This window comes from Mycobacterium sp. IDUB_3 (assembly GCF_055419585.1).
This window is the reverse complement of sequence record NZ_JBVAXZ010000001.1, coordinates 1550896-1567583: the sequence shown is the minus strand read 5'-3', so window position 1 is coordinate 1567583 and position 16688 is coordinate 1550896. Positions and strand designations below refer to the sequence as shown.

16 protein-coding genes are annotated in these 16688 nt (G+C 67.2%); 8 read left to right on the top strand and 8 right to left on the bottom strand.

The genetic code is table 11. The annotated features are described in order from the left end of the window. Nucleotides 1-72 precede the first annotated feature (72 nt). The 5 genes from ACZYVJ_RS06765 to ACZYVJ_RS06745 are packed head-to-tail and all read right to left on the bottom strand — an operon-like array spanning nt 73 to nt 5828. Complete coding sequence (locus ACZYVJ_RS06765; protein ID WP_463830304.1) at nt 73-1572, bottom strand: class I adenylate-forming enzyme family protein; 1500 nt, start codon at nt 1570-1572, stop codon at nt 73-75. After that, entirely contained in the window at nt 1569-2504 is a 936-nt protein-coding gene (locus tag ACZYVJ_RS06760) for an acyl-CoA dehydrogenase family protein (protein ID WP_463830303.1), read from the bottom strand. Before ACZYVJ_RS06760 ends, ACZYVJ_RS06765 begins: the two co-directional genes overlap by 4 nt. Beyond that, nucleotides 2501-3658, bottom strand: a complete 1158-nt coding sequence (locus ACZYVJ_RS06755; protein ID WP_463830302.1) for an acyl-CoA dehydrogenase family protein — start codon at nt 3656-3658, stop codon at nt 2501-2503. Before ACZYVJ_RS06755 ends, ACZYVJ_RS06760 begins: the two co-directional genes overlap by 4 nt. Further along, entirely contained in the window at nt 3655-4752 is a 1098-nt protein-coding gene (locus ACZYVJ_RS06750) for an acyl-CoA dehydrogenase family protein (RefSeq protein ID WP_463832878.1), read from the bottom strand. The genes ACZYVJ_RS06755 and ACZYVJ_RS06750 overlap by 4 nt, the downstream gene beginning before the upstream one ends. A gap of 5 nt (nt 4753-4757) precedes the next feature. Then, complete coding sequence (locus ACZYVJ_RS06745; RefSeq protein WP_463830301.1) at nt 4758-5828, bottom strand: acyl-CoA dehydrogenase family protein; 1071 nt, start codon at nt 5826-5828, stop codon at nt 4758-4760. 75 nt (nt 5829-5903) lie between these two features. Between ACZYVJ_RS06745 and ACZYVJ_RS06740 the strand changes: the two genes are divergently transcribed. Continuing rightward, entirely contained in the window at nt 5904-6764 is an 861-nt protein-coding gene (locus tag ACZYVJ_RS06740; protein ID WP_463830300.1) for an LLM class flavin-dependent oxidoreductase, read from the top strand. Between the two features lie 3 nt (nt 6765-6767). On the opposite strand, the gene ACZYVJ_RS06735 is transcribed toward ACZYVJ_RS06740, so the two are convergent. Then, nucleotides 6768-7484, bottom strand: a complete 717-nt coding sequence (locus ACZYVJ_RS06735) for an SDR family oxidoreductase (protein ID WP_463830299.1) — start codon at nt 7482-7484, stop codon at nt 6768-6770. Between the two features lie 19 nt (nt 7485-7503). Then, entirely contained in the window at nt 7504-8325 is an 822-nt protein-coding gene (locus tag ACZYVJ_RS06730) for a FadR/GntR family transcriptional regulator (RefSeq protein WP_463830298.1), read from the bottom strand. Between the two features lie 100 nt (nt 8326-8425). Here ACZYVJ_RS06730 and ACZYVJ_RS06725 point away from each other — a divergent pair, with 100 nt between their 5' ends. Then, entirely contained in the window at nt 8426-10813 is a 2388-nt protein-coding gene (locus tag ACZYVJ_RS06725; protein ID WP_463830297.1) for a CaiB/BaiF CoA-transferase family protein, read from the top strand. 18 nt (nt 10814-10831) lie between these two features. After that, complete coding sequence (locus ACZYVJ_RS06720) at nt 10832-11023, top strand: ferredoxin (RefSeq protein WP_064952371.1); 192 nt, start codon at nt 10832-10834, stop codon at nt 11021-11023. A 46-nt stretch (nt 11024-11069) separates the two neighbouring features. On the opposite strand, the gene ACZYVJ_RS06715 is transcribed toward ACZYVJ_RS06720, so the two are convergent. Next, nucleotides 11070-12368, bottom strand: a complete 1299-nt coding sequence (locus tag ACZYVJ_RS06715; RefSeq protein ID WP_463830296.1) for a cytochrome P450 — start codon at nt 12366-12368, stop codon at nt 11070-11072. A gap of 94 nt (nt 12369-12462) precedes the next feature. Here ACZYVJ_RS06715 and ACZYVJ_RS06710 point away from each other — a divergent pair, with 94 nt between their 5' ends. The 5 genes from ACZYVJ_RS06710 to ACZYVJ_RS06690 all read left to right on the top strand — a co-directional run bounded on the left by ACZYVJ_RS06710 (nt 12463) and on the right by ACZYVJ_RS06690 (nt 16684). Next, nucleotides 12463-13572, top strand: a complete 1110-nt coding sequence (locus tag ACZYVJ_RS06710; RefSeq protein WP_463830295.1) for an aromatic ring-hydroxylating oxygenase subunit alpha — start codon at nt 12463-12465, stop codon at nt 13570-13572. An 18-nt stretch (nt 13573-13590) separates the two neighbouring features. Continuing rightward, nucleotides 13591-15177: an AMP-binding protein gene (locus ACZYVJ_RS06705; protein WP_463830294.1), complete on the top strand. Its 1587-nt coding sequence runs from the start codon at nt 13591-13593 to the stop codon at nt 15175-15177. Nucleotides 15178-15268: 91 nt separating this feature from the next. Continuing rightward, entirely contained in the window at nt 15269-15694 is a 426-nt protein-coding gene (locus ACZYVJ_RS06700; RefSeq protein ID WP_463830293.1) for a nuclear transport factor 2 family protein, read from the top strand. Between the two features lie 13 nt (nt 15695-15707). After that, nucleotides 15708-16238 (top strand): FAS1-like dehydratase domain-containing protein, encoded by a 531-nt coding sequence (locus ACZYVJ_RS06695; protein ID WP_463830292.1) that lies wholly within the window; start codon nt 15708-15710, stop codon nt 16236-16238. An 11-nt stretch (nt 16239-16249) separates the two neighbouring features. Continuing rightward, on the top strand, nt 16250-16684 hold the full coding sequence (locus ACZYVJ_RS06690) for a MaoC family dehydratase (RefSeq protein ID WP_463832877.1): 435 nt from the start codon (nt 16250-16252) through the stop codon (nt 16682-16684). Nucleotides 16685-16688 lie beyond the last annotated feature (4 nt).

The following is a 16688-nucleotide window of genomic DNA, read 5'->3' as shown; positions in this document are numbered from 1 at the left end:
GTGCGGCCAAGATCCGCTTCCGTGGCAGGGAGGCGAACAATGTTGCGTGAACCTCTGACAAGCCTCCGCGCGTCAGCCGCCCCGGGTCTCGATCATCGCGGAGCGGTTGACCTTGGTCGCCGCGGTCCGGGGAATCGCGTCGACGAATTCGACGGTCTTGGGCACCTTGTACGGGGCGAGGCGAGTCTTCGCGTAGTCGATCACCTGCTGCTCGGACAGTGGCGCTTCGCCGTCGGCGCGCTGAATGACCGCGTGCACCCGGCGTCCCCATTGCTTGTCGGCCAGCCCGATCACGACGACGTCGGCGATGCCGGGGTGGCCGGCGAGCGCGGACTCGACTTCGGCCGGAAAGACGTTGGCGCCGCCGGTGACGATCATGTCGACGCGGCGGTCGACGATGTAGAGGAAGCCGTCCTCGTCGAGGTGGCCGATGTCGCCGGCCGAGCGGAAGCCGTCCTCGGTTGCCGGCAGTGGGGGCGCCCCGCCCAGGTAGCGGTATCCCGCGCTCATCGGCGCCCGCAGGTAGATGTCCCCGTCCTCGCCGGGACCCAGCGGCCGTTTGTCGGCGTCCAGGATCCGGATCTCGGTATCGCGGAAGCCGCGGCCCACACTGCCCGGGTGGGCGAGCCACTCGTCGCCGCGCAACGCCGTGAGGCCGAGATTTTCGGTCATGCCGTATGCCGTCACCATCTGCTCGGGGCTGAGCAGTTCGAACCAGGTGTGCAGCAGCGACGGCGGCATCACCGCGGCGCCCTGCAGGACGAAGACGATGCTGGACAGGTCCCGCTGCCGCGCGTCGGGCCGGGCCGCGATGCGCGCCAGCATGGTGGGAGTGGCGGTGAAGTTGGTGATCCGGAAACGTTCGATGACATCGAGAACCAGTGCCGCGTCGAACTTTTCGAGGATGACCAAATGGTCGCCGCCCAGCATCATCAGGAAGGTGGCGAAGCCGTTGGTGTGATACATCGGCGCGGGCACCATGATGGTCTGCGGCTGGGCCACCGGTGTCCAGTTCGACAGGAAGGGTTCGCCCTGCTGCGGGATCCACAGCGACGGCGCCAGGTTGAGGATCACCTTGGGCACACCGGTGGACCCGCTGCTGCAGATCCCGTTGGCGGTGGGGGAGACGGCGACCGGCAAGGCATCGGCGGACTCGGTGGCCGCGCGGGCGTCGAGCTCCCAGCGGGTCTGTTCGTCGACGACGACGGCGGGGTCGATCACCGCCCGCACCCGATCGCGCTCCCATGCGGGCAGATCCCAGTGCATGGGAACGGGAACGGCGCCGATCTTCCAGCACCCCAACGTGGCGAGCACAAGGTGCCGCGAATTCGGGATAGCAAGCGCGACAAAAGAACCCGTCTCGGCGCCGCTGGCGGCGAGCGCCCGTCCCCACTGATTGGCGCCGGCATCGAGTTCGCCGAAAGTCAGCGACTCCGCGGTGCCATCGAGCGCGACGATCGTGACTCCTGGGTCGTCGCGGCGTTGTTCAGCGAGCTCATGCAATTTGGTCGCGAACGGGACTCCCTCGTCGAACGGATTGGGCGTCACCGCGGCCGCGGGGGATTCGGTCATGCCGATACCGGTTGGCTGAACAGTGTCTCGAACGACCCGTCCGGCACGCAGCGGATCAGGCGCAAGGCGAGTTCCTCGGTGCTTAGCGGCAGCCGCATCAGCGGTTGGGTGTGCCGATCGAGCACGCTGACGTCGGACTCGTCGCAGAAGCCCAGCGCTCCGAGCAGCTGGTGGGACGAGCGCATCACCTGTCGTGCCGTGTCGGCCGCCTTGAGCCGCAAAATCAGGGCGTCGGCCGAATGAATCTGCGCAGGAAGTGAATCCGGACGGCAGATGGTGTACTTCGCGAGTTCGTGCAGTCCACGGACCGCGACGGCCGCGTCGGCGACGGTGAATCTGACCGCCTGAAAGTCCGAGAGCGGCTTGCCGAACTGAATTCGGGCGCGCACATGCTCGGTGACAATCCGCAACGACTGCTGCACCGCTCCCAGAATCCGCCATGATCCCAGCACGAGATGAAGGTTAACGTCGCCGGCGGGCACGGTTCCCTCGGGTGCGCTCAAGGTGGCCGGCACCAGGAACGGCCCCAGCTTGGCGCCGGTCCGCGAGCCCGGCTGTGGCCGGTACCGATTGCCCTCCAGGTCCGCGGCGACCCACTCACCCGTCAGGTCACCGTGGTCGATGCGCGGGGCTTCCAGATTGATCAGGGCCAGGCGCGCGCCACCAATCGCCAGCAGTTCCTCCACCAACGGGTAGGGGAGCACGGTCGCGCCGGCGGCCTGACACAGCACCGCCGCGGCCAGCAGGTCATCCGGCGCCGAGCGGACGTCGAGGTCGAACGCACCGACCTCGTTCAGCGCGGCACGCGCGGCATCCCGGACGGCATCGTCGGTCTCGGCGCGCAGCGCGGCCGGCGGTCCGCCCAGCCGGGTCAGTCGCTTGCTTGCGACGGCGGCGAAGTCGCTGATGTCTTGTGGTAGATCGGTTTTCACCTGTGTTCTCCCAATACGTCTCGTGCTACCAGCATGCGCTGCACCTCGATGGTGCCCGATGCGACGGTGGCCGCTTGCGCGTAGCGCCAATGGTCTTCGATGGCCCCGTGCAGTGCCGCGGAGGTTCCGCTGTCCAGAGCCGTCGGGCCCAGCACGTCGAACAGCAGCTCCGCGACGAGTTGATCGCACGTCGTGGTGATGATGCGCGCGGCACTGGCGGCCGCCCCCGCGGCCGGGTCGTCCTGCAGTGCGACCGCGCGATATGCCAGCAATCGGGCGACCCGCAGGTCGACGAGCGCCCGCACCCACCGGGCGCGGATGGTTTCGGGCAGCTGATTCCATTCGTCGCCGAGTTGGGCGCGCATGCGTTCGAGCAGCGATTCACAGCGCGCGTAGCGGGCGATGCCGACCCGCTCGAAAGCCAGGGCTTCGCGCATCACCCGCCATCCATCGCCGACTTCGCCGAGCACATCGCCGGGAGACGCCTGCACGTCGTCCAGGAACATCTCGTTCAGGTGGTGGGGGCCCAGCATCGACGGGATCGGCCGGACGGTGAAGCCGGCCCGGTCCATCGGGAGCAGAAACAGGGTGAGCCGCTCGTGTTTTGGAGCCTCGGGGTCGGTGCACGCCGCCAACACGCACCAGGACGCCATCAGCGCATACGAGGTCCACACCTTCTGGCCGGTGATGCGCCATCCGTCGCCGTCGGCGACGGCGCGGGTACGCAACGACACCAGGTCGGTGCCGGCCTCCGGCTCGGAAAAGCCCTGGCACCAGATCACGTCTCCGGAGGCGATGGCCGCCAGGTGCTTGGCCTTCTGTTCGGCCGTCCCATATCGCATCAACGCGGGCCCGACCCAGTTGATCCCCATGTACTGCGGGCCGCGCGGCTCGTGCTGGGCCCACATCTCCTCGCGCAGCACCGTCTGCTGCCAGACCGAACCACCGCCGCCGCCGTGCTCTTTCGGCCACGCCAGCGCCAGCAGCCCCTCGGTGGCCAGCAGTTTGCAGAAGGTCTCGGTGGTGGCGAGGTCCTGCGGGTTCTCGGTGCAGGCACCCAGAAAGTCGGCGGGGATGTGGTTGGCAACCAGCTCGCGCAGATGGGCGCGCAGTTGCCCGGCGTCGTCACCGAGGTCGTAATCCATTGTCGTCATCCCTTCGGCAACCCGAGCAGCCGCTCGGCGATGATGTTGCGCTGAACCTCCGAGGTGCCGCCGTAGATCGTTGCGGCCAGCGCGTCTTGACGTTCGAACAGTAGATCCGGATCGGTGGCCGAATCGGGGCCGGCGGCGGCCGCACTCAGCTCCCAAACACGTTGCAGGGTAAGCGATCCGAGCAGCTTCATGGTGTCGGCTTCCGGGCTGGGCCGTCCCGCGAGTTCGTTGCCCAGAGCGCGATATCCGGTGGCCCGCAACGCTTCGGCATCCGCGAGCAGGGAACCGAGTTCGGCGTACACGTCCCGGCTCGAGTCCGCGGCGCCGGCCTCGCGCACCGAGTCGAGGCCGCGTTTGATCTCGACCCAGTTCATGATCCAGATCATCTGGCGCTCATGGTGCAGCGACGACAGGGCGACATTCCAGCCGCCGTTCAGCGGTCCCAGCAGATTCTCGGCAGGCACCTCGACGTCGTCGAGGAAGACCTCGCAGAACGTCTCATCGGAGATCGACGCCATCCGGATGGGCTCGATCCTGACCCCGGGCGAGTGCAGATCGAGGATGAGGCAGGAGATGCCCCGGTGTTTCGGTGCTTCCGGATCGGTGCGGGCATACAGGGTGCACCACCGCGACAGGTGCGCTTGGGTGGTCCAGATTTTGTGGCCGTTGACCCGAAACGCGTCGCCGTCACGCACCGCGCGGGTACGCAGGCCGGCGAAGTCGGATCCGGCCTCGGGCTCGGACATGCCCAGCGCCCACCACTCGTCGCCGCGCAACAGCGGAACGAGCAGACGCTCGATCTGGGCGGGTGTGCCGAACTGACGAATTCCGGGTGCGGCGACGCCGGGTCCCTGAACGTTGGGCAGCTTGGGTGCCGACCGCAGCGCCGCCTCGATACGGACTTCCATGGCGTCGCGCAGACCCAGCGATCGACCGCCGTGCTCCCGGGGCCAGGTTGGTTGCAGCCAGCCGGCCTCGAACGAGGCCCGCTGGTAGTCGCGCCGCAACCCCAGGTCCCAGCGGTATTGCCGGTACTTCTCGTGGTAGTCACCGGGCAGGAACTCCGCCAGCCACGCGCCGAATTCCTCCACCACCGCGCTCACGCGGCACCTCCGCAGAATCGGCGGCCAACCTCGTAGTACAGGGAGCGGCTGTCGCCCAGGATGGCGGCACCCTGCCAGGCGCGCCGGACATAGAGGTGGGCGTCGTGCTCCCAGGTCTGCCCGAGCGCGCCGTGCACCTGGACCGAGGTGCGCGCACAGCCGGTCGCCGCGTCGTTGGCCGCCGCCTTGGCCAGCGCCGCGGCGCTCCACACATCGGTGGATGGCGTATCCGGGTCGGCGAGCCGGGCCGCCGCCGCATAGGTCAGGCTGCGGGCGCGTTCGACGCTGACGTAGTTGTCGGCCAGTGCGTGTTTGACGCCCTGGAACGCGCCGATCGGCTGGCCGAACTGGCGCCGTGCTTTCGCGTACTCGACCGAGCGGTGCAACGCCGCGCCCGCCACGCCGAGGAGGTCGGCGGCCGCGGCCACCCATGGCGCCGCGAATGCCGATTCGAGGTCGACCGGCGCGACCGCGATGGGCTCGGCGTCGATCTCGACGCTTGCCAACGGCTGAGCGGGATCGGTGGATTCGGCCGCAGGCACCGCGGTGACGCCGTCGCCGCAGCGGGCGACGGCCGCCACGATGTCACCGTCGTCGGAGCGGGCCAGGGTGACGACGAGCTCCGCGCGCGCCAGGTTGGGGACGGCAACTGCCGTGCCGCGCAGGCGTCCCTGGCGAAGTGTCAGCGGTGCGCCGGGCAGTCGGGACCCCCGGGCGTGGACGGCCAGAGTGGCCACAACGCCGCCGGCGATGTCTGTCAGCACGGAGTCGAGCCCGGTGGTGCGCAACAGGCCCGCGGCCAGTCCGACGCTGCCCAGCAACGGAATTGGCGCGATAGCCGCACCGCATTCCTCGAGAACCACGGCCAGCTCGACCGGTCCGTAGTCGCCGGTATCGGGGGCGGCGAGCTCGGTCCAGCCGAGATCGACCACCGTCTTCCACAGGGCGCGCGAACGCTCCGGATCGGTGATCGCTTGACGTGCGGCGTCGGGTGGGCACTCCGTACGTAATATGTCGCGTACGGTGTCGCGCAGTGACAGCTGCTCGGCGTTCAGTCCGACATCCATAAGACCTCTAACATAGTAAAGATAATAAACTAGCCGTGCCGTCGCAATCGCACGGAACCGATGTAGAGGTGGCGCATGGCCGAGTGGTATCTGTTCCTGCCGCAGGTGCGATCGTCGGCGGCCGACATCGCGGACCGGGCACGTCACGCCGAGGCCAGCGGGTTCGACGGGATCGCCTTCATCGATCACCTCGAGGCGCCCGGGCTGCCCGACGAAAGCATCTGGGAGGCAATGAGCATTGCCACCTGGGTGGCGGCCAAGACCCAGCGGCTGCGGATCGGTCACCTGGTGCTGTGTGACGCGTTTCGGCATCCTGCCGTGCTCGCCAAACAGGCCGTCACGTTGTCGGAGGCATCCGGGGGCAGGTTCGAGTTGGGCCTCGGGGCGGGATCGTGGCCCTCGGAATTAGCGAGATTTGCTGTCGGTCAACAAGATCCGCGGGCCAGAGTCGAGCAGCTCGGCCGCCACCTGGAACTGATCAGGCGGTACTGGGGCGACGACGACGGCCAATCCGGCCCGGCCCCGCAGGCTCCGCGCCGGTCCTACCCGATACCGCTGGTCCTGGGTGGAAGCGGGCCCAAGATGATGGAACTCGTTCGCAGATACGCGGATTGGTGGAATCTGCCGGCGAACCAGCTCGACAGGCTGCCGAAGCTCGCCCCCGCCTCGGGAACGGCCCGGATGTCGATTCAGCAGATGGTCGGCTTCGTGCGGTCCGGCGGTGACCCCGCCACCGTGCGAGAGGTGAGCACCCGTCGATTCGGCAACCTTGGGTCCGGGCTGGTCTGCGGCGATGCCGACGTGCTGATCGGGCACTTCCGTGGTTTGGCCGCCCAGCGGGTGGAGCGGTTCTACGTGTGGTTCGCCGACTTCGCGGCCCCGGAGTCCCTGCACGAATTCGGCGAATCGGTGATCAAAGCCTTCCCGGCGGCGTAGACCTCAACTTCGCTGCGCGCGGCGCCGCGCCTCGGTCGGTACCACCGGCGGTCGCGCGAAGGGACCGCGCTCCACGGCGGACAACCGGATCTCCGGCAGATCGACCGACGGATCGACGGTGTCCAGCCAGGCAACCGCCTCGGCGACGTCGGATACTCCGATCGCGTACATCTCGAACGGGACGTCCTGCAGCATTTCGGTGGCCACCGGTCCCGGTGTGACGATGTGCACGCTGATGCCGTCGCGGTCGACTTCGAGCGCCAGGGCACGCGCGAACGCGTTCATGCCGGCTTTGGACGCGGAGTAGGCGGTGCGGGCCGGCATCGGCTCGTGCGCCGCCGACGACGAGATGAACACCAGCCGCGAGCCCGCAGTCATTTTCGGGAGCACCGCGGACGTCACCACGAAGCACGAATCCAGGTTGGCCGACATGATGGCCTGCCATTGCTCGAAGGTCTGTTTGCGCGCGTAGGTTCCGCCGAGCGCACCGGCCGCGTGGACGACCAGGTCGATCGTCTCCAATCTGCTTATCGCAGCGGGGAATCCGCTGGGGTCGGACGCGTCGGCCACGATGTGGCGTGCTCCGATCTCCTCGGCGGCGGCGCGTAACGGGGCCTCGCGGCGCGCCGAGATCACCACGTCGTAGCCGCGCTCAACCAGCTTGCGGGCGCACCCTTTTCCGATCCCGCCGCTGCCGCCGGTGACCAATGCGGTTCGCATGACCGTCGCAGGCCGCTCGTCAGGAGTGCCGGATATCCCGCGGCCGCGACAACGCCTGCGGGGAGAGCGCATAGATGCGTTGATCGTGCTGGCCGGAGAGGACATAGGTCTGTGTGTCGGCCAGATGGCGACCTGCGATGCGCCGGGCCCGGTCGACGTTACCCTCGGCGATGGTCTCGGTCAGTTTCACGTGCGTGTTGAGCGCCGCGCGGCGCTGAGCGAGCGACGGATAGGTGCCACGGGACGCGCTCTCGTCGGCCCACTGCCGTTCGTGACTGGTCCACAGCGTCTCCAGGCTGCCGACGACCGCGATGATCGTGTGATTGCCGCAGCCGCGGACGACCTGATCGTGGAATTCGCGTCCGATTTCGGTGAAAAGCCGTCCGTCGTCCAGGTTTTCGGCCATCGACTCGTTGATTCGGGTGAGCTCGGGGACCAGGGTGTCCGCCCGGTCCGGCCGGCGGGCGGCCAATGCGGCGCAGGCGGGTTCGAGTTCCTGCAGGGCCATGCCGAGGTCGACGACCTCGACGGACTCGCTCTGCAACAACAACCCGAGCATGTAAGCGGCGCTGGTTTTGGCCGGGGCGTGGACGACGGCACCGCCGCGGTTGCCGCGCCGCACCGAAACCAGCCCCTCGGTCTCCAGGATGCGCAGGGCTTCACGCAGCGACACCAAACTCACGTTGAACTGTTCGACGAGTACCTCTTGGCGTGGCAAGAGATCACCGTCCGCGAGCTCGCCGTCGATGATCTGACGGCGCAACTCGTCGGCTACGATTTCGGCGATCCGCGGCGCCGACAACCGGCGCCGGGCGTCGGGGCCAATTCCCAAGGCGGTCATCCGATCCTCGAAACAAATGCAACTCGCTGGCTTAGCTATTTTAGCAGTAATGATATAAATAGCTTCTCTGGTCGCATGTCGATCGGAAGGGCGGGTGTAATTGAGCGAGCGGTCCGAAAGCCGGCCGACACCGCTACACGATTTGCGTGTCGTCGAGATCAGTGACCGGATAGCGGGCAGCTACTGCGGGAAGCTGCTGCGCGATGCCGGCGCGCAGGTGCATAAAATCGAGCCGTCGCAAGGGGATTGGTTGCGGCGCTACTCCGCCAGCGGTTCCTCGATTTGCCAGGAACACAGCGGGCCCATTTTCAGTTACCTCAACGCCGGCAAGCGCAGCATGACTTTCGCACCCGACTCGCAGCGCTATCGCGACGAACTGGCCGGCGCCGACGTCGTCGTCGTGACGGCGGGCCGGGCCCGCGCAGCGGGGCTGGGCATCGACCCACAACAGCTGCTGGAAAACTCGCCGCGAGCCGTCATCGTCAGCATCTCCGACTTCGGCTGGACCGGACCCTACGCAGAGCGGGCCGCCACCGAGTTCACCCTGCAGGCGTGGGCGGGTTCGCCCGGCTTCCGCGGCGATCCGGCCGGGCCGCCGATCTCGATCGGGGGCGATCTCGGCGAGTACATGGGTGGCGTGTTCGCCGCATTCGGCGCCCTGGCGCTGCGCCGTCGCGTCGAGCACGGTGGGCCCGGCGAACACCTGGACCTGTCCATGCTGGAGGCGTTGACCACGATGCAGAGCAGCGAATGGCTGCACTCACAGCTGCTGCGCGTGCCACCGATCCGGCGCACCACCGAGGTCCCCTCGATCGAACCCGCCAAGGACGGCTACGTCGGCATCACCATGGTCACCGGTCAGCAGTGGCTCGACTTCGCCGCGATGGTCGAATGCCCGCGACTGGAGGAGATCGAACAGCTGCGGTTTCAGATCGGCCGGTGGCAATATCGCGACCTGATCCGCGAGCAGATCCATCCGTGGCTGGCCGAACGCACCGTCGCCCAAATCGTCGAACTCGGGCAACTGTTCCGGCTGCCGATCGCCGCGCTGGGCAACGGCTCCACCATCCGGGAGCTGGAATACGTGCGCGAGCGTGAGGTCTTCACCCGCAACCCCGCCGGGTTCGACCAGCCCCGGCCGCCCTGGCTGATGTCGGTGTGCGCCCCCGCACCCGTGGGTGACACGCCCCTTTGCGGTGAGGCCGATGGCGAGTCCCCTTGGTGCCGAGCGGAATCCGACGCCGAGCCAGCTCTGGATGGGCTGCCGTTGGCGGGTGTTCGCATCGTCGACCTGACCGCGTTCTGGGCCGGGCCGGCCGCGACCCATCTGCTGGCCGCCTTCGGCGCCGACGTCGTCAAGATCGAGTCGATCCAGCGTCCCGACGGCATCCGATACTCCGGCGGGATGCGCACCGACGTGGACGACTGGTGGGAGTACGGCTGGGTGTTCCACGCGATGAACACCAACAAGCGTTCGGTCACACTGGATTTGGGCTCCGAGCAGGGTCGCCGCCTGTTTACCGAGTTGGTCACGGGCGCCGACGTCGTGATCGAGAACTTCTCGCCGCGGGTGATGGAGCAATTCGGGCTCACCGACGACGTGCTGCGCGGGGTCAACCCGAAACTGGTGTTCGCCCGGATGCCCGCGTTCGGTGTCGAGGGGCCATGGCGGGAACGCGTCGGGTTCGCTCCCACCATGGAACAGATCGCCGGCCTGGCCTGGGTGACCGGCCTGCCCGACGCGCCACCGGTGACACCGCGCGGGGCCTGCGATCCGCTGGCCGGTGTGCACGCCGCCTTCGCCGTGCTGGCCGCGCTGAACTTCGCCGAACGCACCGGCACGGGCCAGCTGGTCGAGCTGCCGATGCTCGAAACCGTGCTGAACGCCACCGCGATTCAGGCGATCGAGTCCGAGGTCTTCGGCGCGACGCTGAGCCGCCGCGGCAACCGCGGTCACAGCGCGGCGATCCAGAACATCTACCGCTGCGCCGGGTCCGACGACTGGATCGCGATCACCGTTGGCGACGACGTGCAGTGGCGCGCGCTGGTGGACGTGATGGATCGACCGGCGTGGTGCGGTGACGACGAGTTGTCCACCGTCGCCGGACGGCACGGTCGAGCCGACGACATCGATGGCCGGCTGGCGGACTGGTTCGCCGGGCAGCCACTTGACCCGACGGTGGAGCGGTTGGCCGGCGCGGGTGTGCCGGTGGCCCCGGTGGTGTCGCCGTCGCTGGTCACCGACAACCCGCAACTGCGCGAACGCGGCTTTTTCGAGTCGTTGCACCATGCGAGTACCGGCCTCGGCCTGTACCCCTGCCCGCCGTTCGCGCGGCTCGCCGGTCAGGATCAGTGGCTGCTGCGGCCCCCGCCCAGGCTGGGCGAGCACAATGAAGAGATCCTGCGCGATCGGTGCGGGCTGACCGACGAAGAACTGACACGCCTCGCGACCGGCGGGGTGATCGGGACCCGACCCAAGGGCCTCTAGAGAAGTGGAGGGCATTTGATGCGCGTAACGGTCGACGAAAACTTGTGTGAGGCCAACGGCTTCTGCGAATCGCTCGCGGCGGAAGTGTTCGAGCTGGGTGACGAAGACGTGGTGCAGATCGCGGACGGCCCCGTGCCGCCGCGCCTGGAAATCGACGTGCGCGCCGCGGTGGACCAATGTCCCAAGGCCGCACTGCGGCTACTGGACTGACCGCCCATCGGCGGGACCGCGGCTGGACGTCGGTGAACGCGCTGACTCAGCGCCGCTCGGTCAGCGAGATGGCCATCTCGTCATAGATCGACATGTTGGTGGTCAGGTTCGGATGGGCCACCTTCGCCGGGCCGATCTGGATGTCATCGCAGCGCAGGAACAGTTCGTCGAGGACCGCGCGGAGTTCCGCGCGGGCCAGCATCGCGCCCAGACAGTGATGCGGTCCGCCGCCCCCGAACGCCACGTGCGGGTTGGGTGTGCGGCCGATGTCGAAGGTGAACGGGGACTCGAAGACCTCCTCGTCGCGGTTGGCCGAACGCAGCGTCGACACCACACGGTCGCCCTTGGCGATGTGCTGGCCGTCCATCTCGACGTCGACCTTCGCCGTGCGCGTCCAGTACGCCACCGGCGACGCCCAGCGCAGCACCTCCTCGACCGCGCCGGCCCGCAGCGATTCGTCCCCGCGATAGCGTTCGATCTGCTCGGGGTTGGCGACGAACGCCTGCAGCCCGATGGCCAGTGCGTTCTTGGTGGTGTCGCTGCCGGCGAACGCCAGCACGAAGAAGAAGAACTCGAGTTCGTTCTCGGGCAGCCTGAACTGCTCGCCGTCGTCGCCGGTGATCACCGCGGTGGCCAGCGTGCTCCAGATGTCATCCGTCGGGTTGCGCCGCTTTTCGGCGGTGAGCTCCATCGCGTAGCTGAAGACGGAGCCGAAGAGCTCGAGTTCCACCTGGCCGCTCGGGCCCGCCTCGGGCGCAAGGGCCTTGAGGATGCGGTCGAAGATGTCGAATATTCGCGGCCGGTCGTCGTCCGGGATGCCGATGATGTCGCCGATCACCGTCATCGGTAGCGCGTCGGCGACGTCCTCGATCCAGTCACCGCCGCCCTTGGCGAGCAGACCGTCGATCATCCGCGCCGCGCGCGCCCGGATGCCGTTCTCCAGCTTGGCGATCGCGCGCGGGTTGAAGGCGTTGGAGATCAGTTTGCGGCGCTTGTTCAGTTCCGGCGGGTCCAGCGTGATGATCGTCGGGGACGCCGAGAACATGGCGACCGGCTGGATGAGCGGGCCGTCGGCCGCGGTGAACGACTCGGTGTCGCGGTGCAGGCGGACCGCGTGCCGGTGTTTGGTGGCCACCCAGAACTGGCGCCGGACGGTATCGGCGACACCCGGTGTCAGGTCGTGCTTGAAAAGTGGCATGGTGCGCCGCAGGTCGGCGAATAACTCGTCGGGAAAACCGTTACGCCACAAGGCGAAGTCGGAAAGGTCCACTGCAGCGGCCGTCATGCGAACCCCCATTGGCTCAGGCACCACGCGACCACCGGCCGGCGTCGCGTTGACGTTCAATGTCTAAAATAGTAAAAATAGACTTTAGTCGTCGAAACGCGGTGAGGTAAGAGCGGTCCAAAGTGCGCCCGGCCGCGTGGGAAACGGAGTTCTCGTGACGAATACGATTCCAGCATCAGACCCGTCGGAACGGGAGTTCGGTCCGGGCGGCATCGCGCTGTCGACCTACCGTTTCCCGACCGGCTGGTTCATCGTCGCCTTCGGAACCGACCTGGCTCCCGGCCAGGTCAGGCGCGCGCATTACTTCGGCGAGGAGCTGGTGCTGTTCCGCACCGCGTCGGGCCGGGTTCACGTGATGGAGGCCTACTGTCAGCACCTCGGCGCCAACCTCGGGGTCGGCGGCACCGTGGAAGGCGAGAACATCGTCTGCCCCTGGCACGGCTGGCAGTGGCGCGGCGACGGCACCAACGCGCTGATTCCCTACAGCAAGATCGGCTGCAAGAACAACGTCCGCATCAGGACCTATCCGACCATGGAGTGGTACGGCTTCATCCTGGCCTGGCACGAGCGGCACGGCCGGGCGCCGTACTGGCAGCCGCCGGTGCTGCCGGAACTGGAGACCAACGAGTACTACCCGCTGCACCCGCACACCCAGATGCTCAACCGGGTCAAGGTGCATCCGCAGATGATCATCGAAAACGCCGCCGACCCCTACCACGTTCAGTACGTGCACAAGGCCGCCAATCCGGCTACCACGGCGTCGTTCGAGGTGGCCGGGTATCACCTGCACGCCACCGTCAACGCCCATTTCGGCGGGGGACGCGCCCAGACGTGGCTGACCCCGAACGGTCCGGTGGACGCGAAGATCATCTACGACAACTATTCGCTGGGCCTGGGCGTGGTGCGCTTTCCCAGCGAGCTGGTGGCCACCGTGCAGGTCACCGGCCAGACTCCGGTCGACGAGGACTACACCGACTACTTCTACACCCAGGCGTCCGTACGTGAGCCGGGCGACGGCGGTGACGTGCCCACCGGACGGGCCGCCCGGTTCCTCGCCCTGCAGCAAGAGGTCATCAAACAGGACTTCTTCACCTGGGAGAACATGAAATACCTGGAGAAGCCGAACCTGGCGCCGGAAGAGGCGCACGACTACGCGGCCCTGCGCCGGTGGGCGCACCGCTTCTACCCGGGGGAGGAGCCGTCGCCCTCCGACTTCGGTTACAGCGCCGACGGCGAGCCCGACCCGGCGGCCGCCAAAGCTTGATCAAGGCCAAACAGCCTGATGTGCGCTGACCGCAGCGGGCCCGCGCGGCCCTCCGATTACGGCGTCGACCATTTCACCGTGCCGGCAGTACTCGATCGCCGCGCGCAGCAGCACCCCGATCGGGTGATGATGTCGATCGCGGGAGTCGATGTGACCTTCGAGCAGATGCGCCAGCGGTCCTGCGCGGCGGCAAACCTGTTGACCGACTTGGGTGTCGGACCCGGTGACCGCGTCGCGTTGTTCACCGGCACCTGTCCGGAATGGGTGTACTTCTGGCTGGGCGCCGCGCGGATCGGGGCGGTGAGCGCGGCGATCAACGCCGCGAACAAGGGCGACTTCCTGCTGTACGCCCTGCGACTGTCGCGGGCCAAGGTGATGCTGACCGACGCCGAACGCCGGCCCCGCGCCGCTGAGGTCGCCGACGCAGCAGACTCCCTGACGAGCATTGTGGTACAGGATGATTCACTGACCGCGACGTTGAGTCGACACACCGGCGATGCACCGGTCGGTGATCCCGGGCAGCCCGGCGACCTTGCCTGCCTGTTCTATACGTCGGGCACCACCGGCCCGTCCAAAGCCGTCGCCACGACCTGGCACTATCTGTTTTCGGTGGCCGCAACCGTCGCATCGGCCTGGGAATTTCGCGAGGGCGAGGTGCTGTGGACGGCGATGCCGCTGTTTCACCTCAGCGCCGCGCCCAGCATTTTGGCGCCCATGCTGGTCGGCGCAACGACGGTGCTGGCCGGGGCTTTTCACCCCGGTGAGGTGTGGGACGAAATACGTGCCCGCGGCGCGGTCGGATTCGCCGGCGCCGGGGCGATGGTTTCGATGCTGCGGAGTCTGCCCGCGGGTCCGGGCGACGCAGCGCTGCCTTTGCGGTTCATCTCCGCCGCGCCGATCGACGCGGACTCCTACCGCGAGATCGAAAAACGTTACGGCTGCCGCCTCGTCACGATGTACGGACTCACCGAGGCGTTTCCCGTCGCGGTCAAGGCGCTGGCCGACGACGGGGTTCCCGGAACCTCGGGGCGGCCGAATCCCGATTTCGACGTGCGCATCCTCGACGAATCAGGAAACCCACTGCCCGCCGACAGCGTGGGTGAGATCGCCTGTCGGCCCAGGCATCCGCACGTGATGAGCGAAGGTTACGTCGGCGCGGACTCGCAGATAACGCCGCATCCGGAATGGTTTCACACGGGCGATCTCGGGCGACTCGATCGCGATCAGAATCTGACATATGTGGATCGAATGAAAGATGCGTTGCGCCGCCGCGGTGAAAACATCTCTTCGGTCGAAGTGGAGAGCGTTGTCATGCGCCATCCCGCCGTGGCAGAGGCCGCCGCGGTCGGCGTGCCAAGCGAGTTGGGAGAGGACGACGTCCTGGTGGTGATCGCGTTGCAGCCCGGCGCCACATTGGATTTCGCGGAGCTCCTCGACTTCTGCGCGGCGCGCATGCCTTACTTCTGCGTGCCGCGATTCGTGCAGACCGTGAGCGAACTCCCCAAGAACGTGATCGGCCGGATCCGTAAAGACCTGTTGCGCGAACGGGGCGTCAATCCGGGAACGTGGGATCGTGAAAGTAGGGGGTATATCGTTAGCCGTTAGGTTCCATTAATGTCACGCAATAGTCGTTGAGTTGCCTTAATGTTCCATCAGCCGATTGCTGGCAGTCATTTCCGAGAGAGGCTGGAAAGCGATGACCATGACTTATCAGGAACAGCAAATGCTCCAAGCCGTCACCGGCCGTGCTGCCATCCTGGACCTGAACGCTCGGCACAATCGGGCCTACTCCGACGGCAGCCGCAAGCGCTGGATCGCGACCTTCCGCCATTCCGGTGCCAGCTACACCCGCGATGGCGAGGTGTTCGACGATCTGAGCGCGGCCTTTGATGGCGGCGACGGACAGCGGATGGTCACCGTCGACCACGAGATCAAAGTCGACGGGGTCGACGCGGTCCAGCATTGTGTCGTCGTGCTGTTCGCCAGCATGTTCGGCGACATCACGCTGCGGGCCACCGGCACCTTCAAGGACAAGCTGATCTACGAGCGCGGTGGCTGGTATTTCACTTCCCGTGTGCTGGAATGGGATTCGGTCCCGAGTCGGCACCCGCTCGTCATGTGAGCGACTCCGATACGTGGATCAGGATTTCAGTCAGCGGCTGGCCTTCGGCACATACGAAGATGCGCTGCGGATGGTCGGCACGAGCAGCGAGCCCCGCACCGCGGCGACCGCGGTCAGCGCCGCACGCATCCAGTTGTTCGCCGCGATGGTCCGGGACGGCAATCGCTCGTATTGGGATTCAGAGTTCGCCCGGCAGCACTGGGGAGGCCTGCTGGCGCCGCCGGCGCTGTTGATGGGCTGGCTGATCACACCGCCGTGGCAACCCGGGGGTCGCGGGACGGCTTCGTTGATCGCCCTACGGGTGCCGCTGCCCGGTACCACATTCATCAACGCGGCCAACGAGGTTGAGTTCGGTCAACCCATCGTCGAGGGCGACGTGTTGACTGTTGTGGACGAGCTGGTCTCGGTGTCACCGGAAAAGCAGACGCGGCTGGGCGTCGGCCATTTCGTCGACACGCTGGAGACCTTTCGCCGCCAGGACGGGGCGGTGGTGGCCACCTGCCGCAATACCTTGTTCCGCTTCACTCCAGAAGCCTCCTCGTGAGCGGCGACGGGATGGCTTGGAGCCAGATCACCGTCCCGGTGGAGCTGCCGGAAGTCACCGACCACATCAGCTACCAGCGCGTGGTGGAGAACGCGGGAGCGACATGGGACTATTTCCCCGGCCATTTCGATCCGGATTACGCTCGAGCGCAGGGGAATCCGACGATCTACGTCAACACGATGCACCTGGCCGGGTTCGCCGACCGCATCGCAACGGACTGGGCGGGTCCGCGGTCGCGCGTGGTGCGCCGATCCATGCGGCTGGCCGGGCCCGTGTATGCCGGCGACACCATGATCGGCCGGGGCCGGGCGGTGGCGAAGCGCCGGGACACCTCGGTGGAACCGCCACGCTGCCTGGTCGATGTCGAAATCCAGGTGACCAATCAGCATGGCGCGCTGTGCTGCCCGGTCGAGCTGACGTTGCAGGTGCCTGAATCCCCATGGTGACCGC

Excerpts from the sequence above, each read along its gene's own strand:
- ACZYVJ_RS06765 (WP_463830304.1), bottom strand. The coding sequence starts at position 1,572 with ATGACCGAATCCCCCGCGGCCGCGGTGACGCCCAATCCGTTCGACGAG.
- ACZYVJ_RS06755 (WP_463830302.1), bottom strand. The coding sequence starts at position 3,658 with ATGACGACAATGGATTACGACCTCGGTGACGACGCCGGGCAACTGCGC.
- ACZYVJ_RS06745 (WP_463830301.1), bottom strand. The coding sequence starts at position 5,828 with ATGGATGTCGGACTGAACGCCGAGCAGCTGTCACTGCGCGACACCGTA.
- ACZYVJ_RS06740 (WP_463830300.1), top strand. The coding sequence starts at position 5,904 with ATGGCCGAGTGGTATCTGTTCCTGCCGCAGGTGCGATCGTCGGCGGCC.
- ACZYVJ_RS06735 (WP_463830299.1), bottom strand. The coding sequence starts at position 7,484 with ATGCGAACCGCATTGGTCACCGGCGGCAGCGGCGGGATCGGAAAAGGG.
- ACZYVJ_RS06730 (WP_463830298.1), bottom strand. The coding sequence starts at position 8,325 with ATGACCGCCTTGGGAATTGGCCCCGACGCCCGGCGCCGGTTGTCGGCG.
- ACZYVJ_RS06720 (WP_064952371.1), top strand. The coding sequence starts at position 10,832 with ATGCGCGTAACGGTCGACGAAAACTTGTGTGAGGCCAACGGCTTCTGC.
- ACZYVJ_RS06705 (WP_463830294.1), top strand. The coding sequence starts at position 13,591 with ATGTGCGCTGACCGCAGCGGGCCCGCGCGGCCCTCCGATTACGGCGTC.
- ACZYVJ_RS06700 (WP_463830293.1), top strand. The coding sequence starts at position 15,269 with ATGACCATGACTTATCAGGAACAGCAAATGCTCCAAGCCGTCACCGGC.
- ACZYVJ_RS06690 (WP_463832877.1), top strand. The coding sequence starts at position 16,250 with ATGGCTTGGAGCCAGATCACCGTCCCGGTGGAGCTGCCGGAAGTCACC.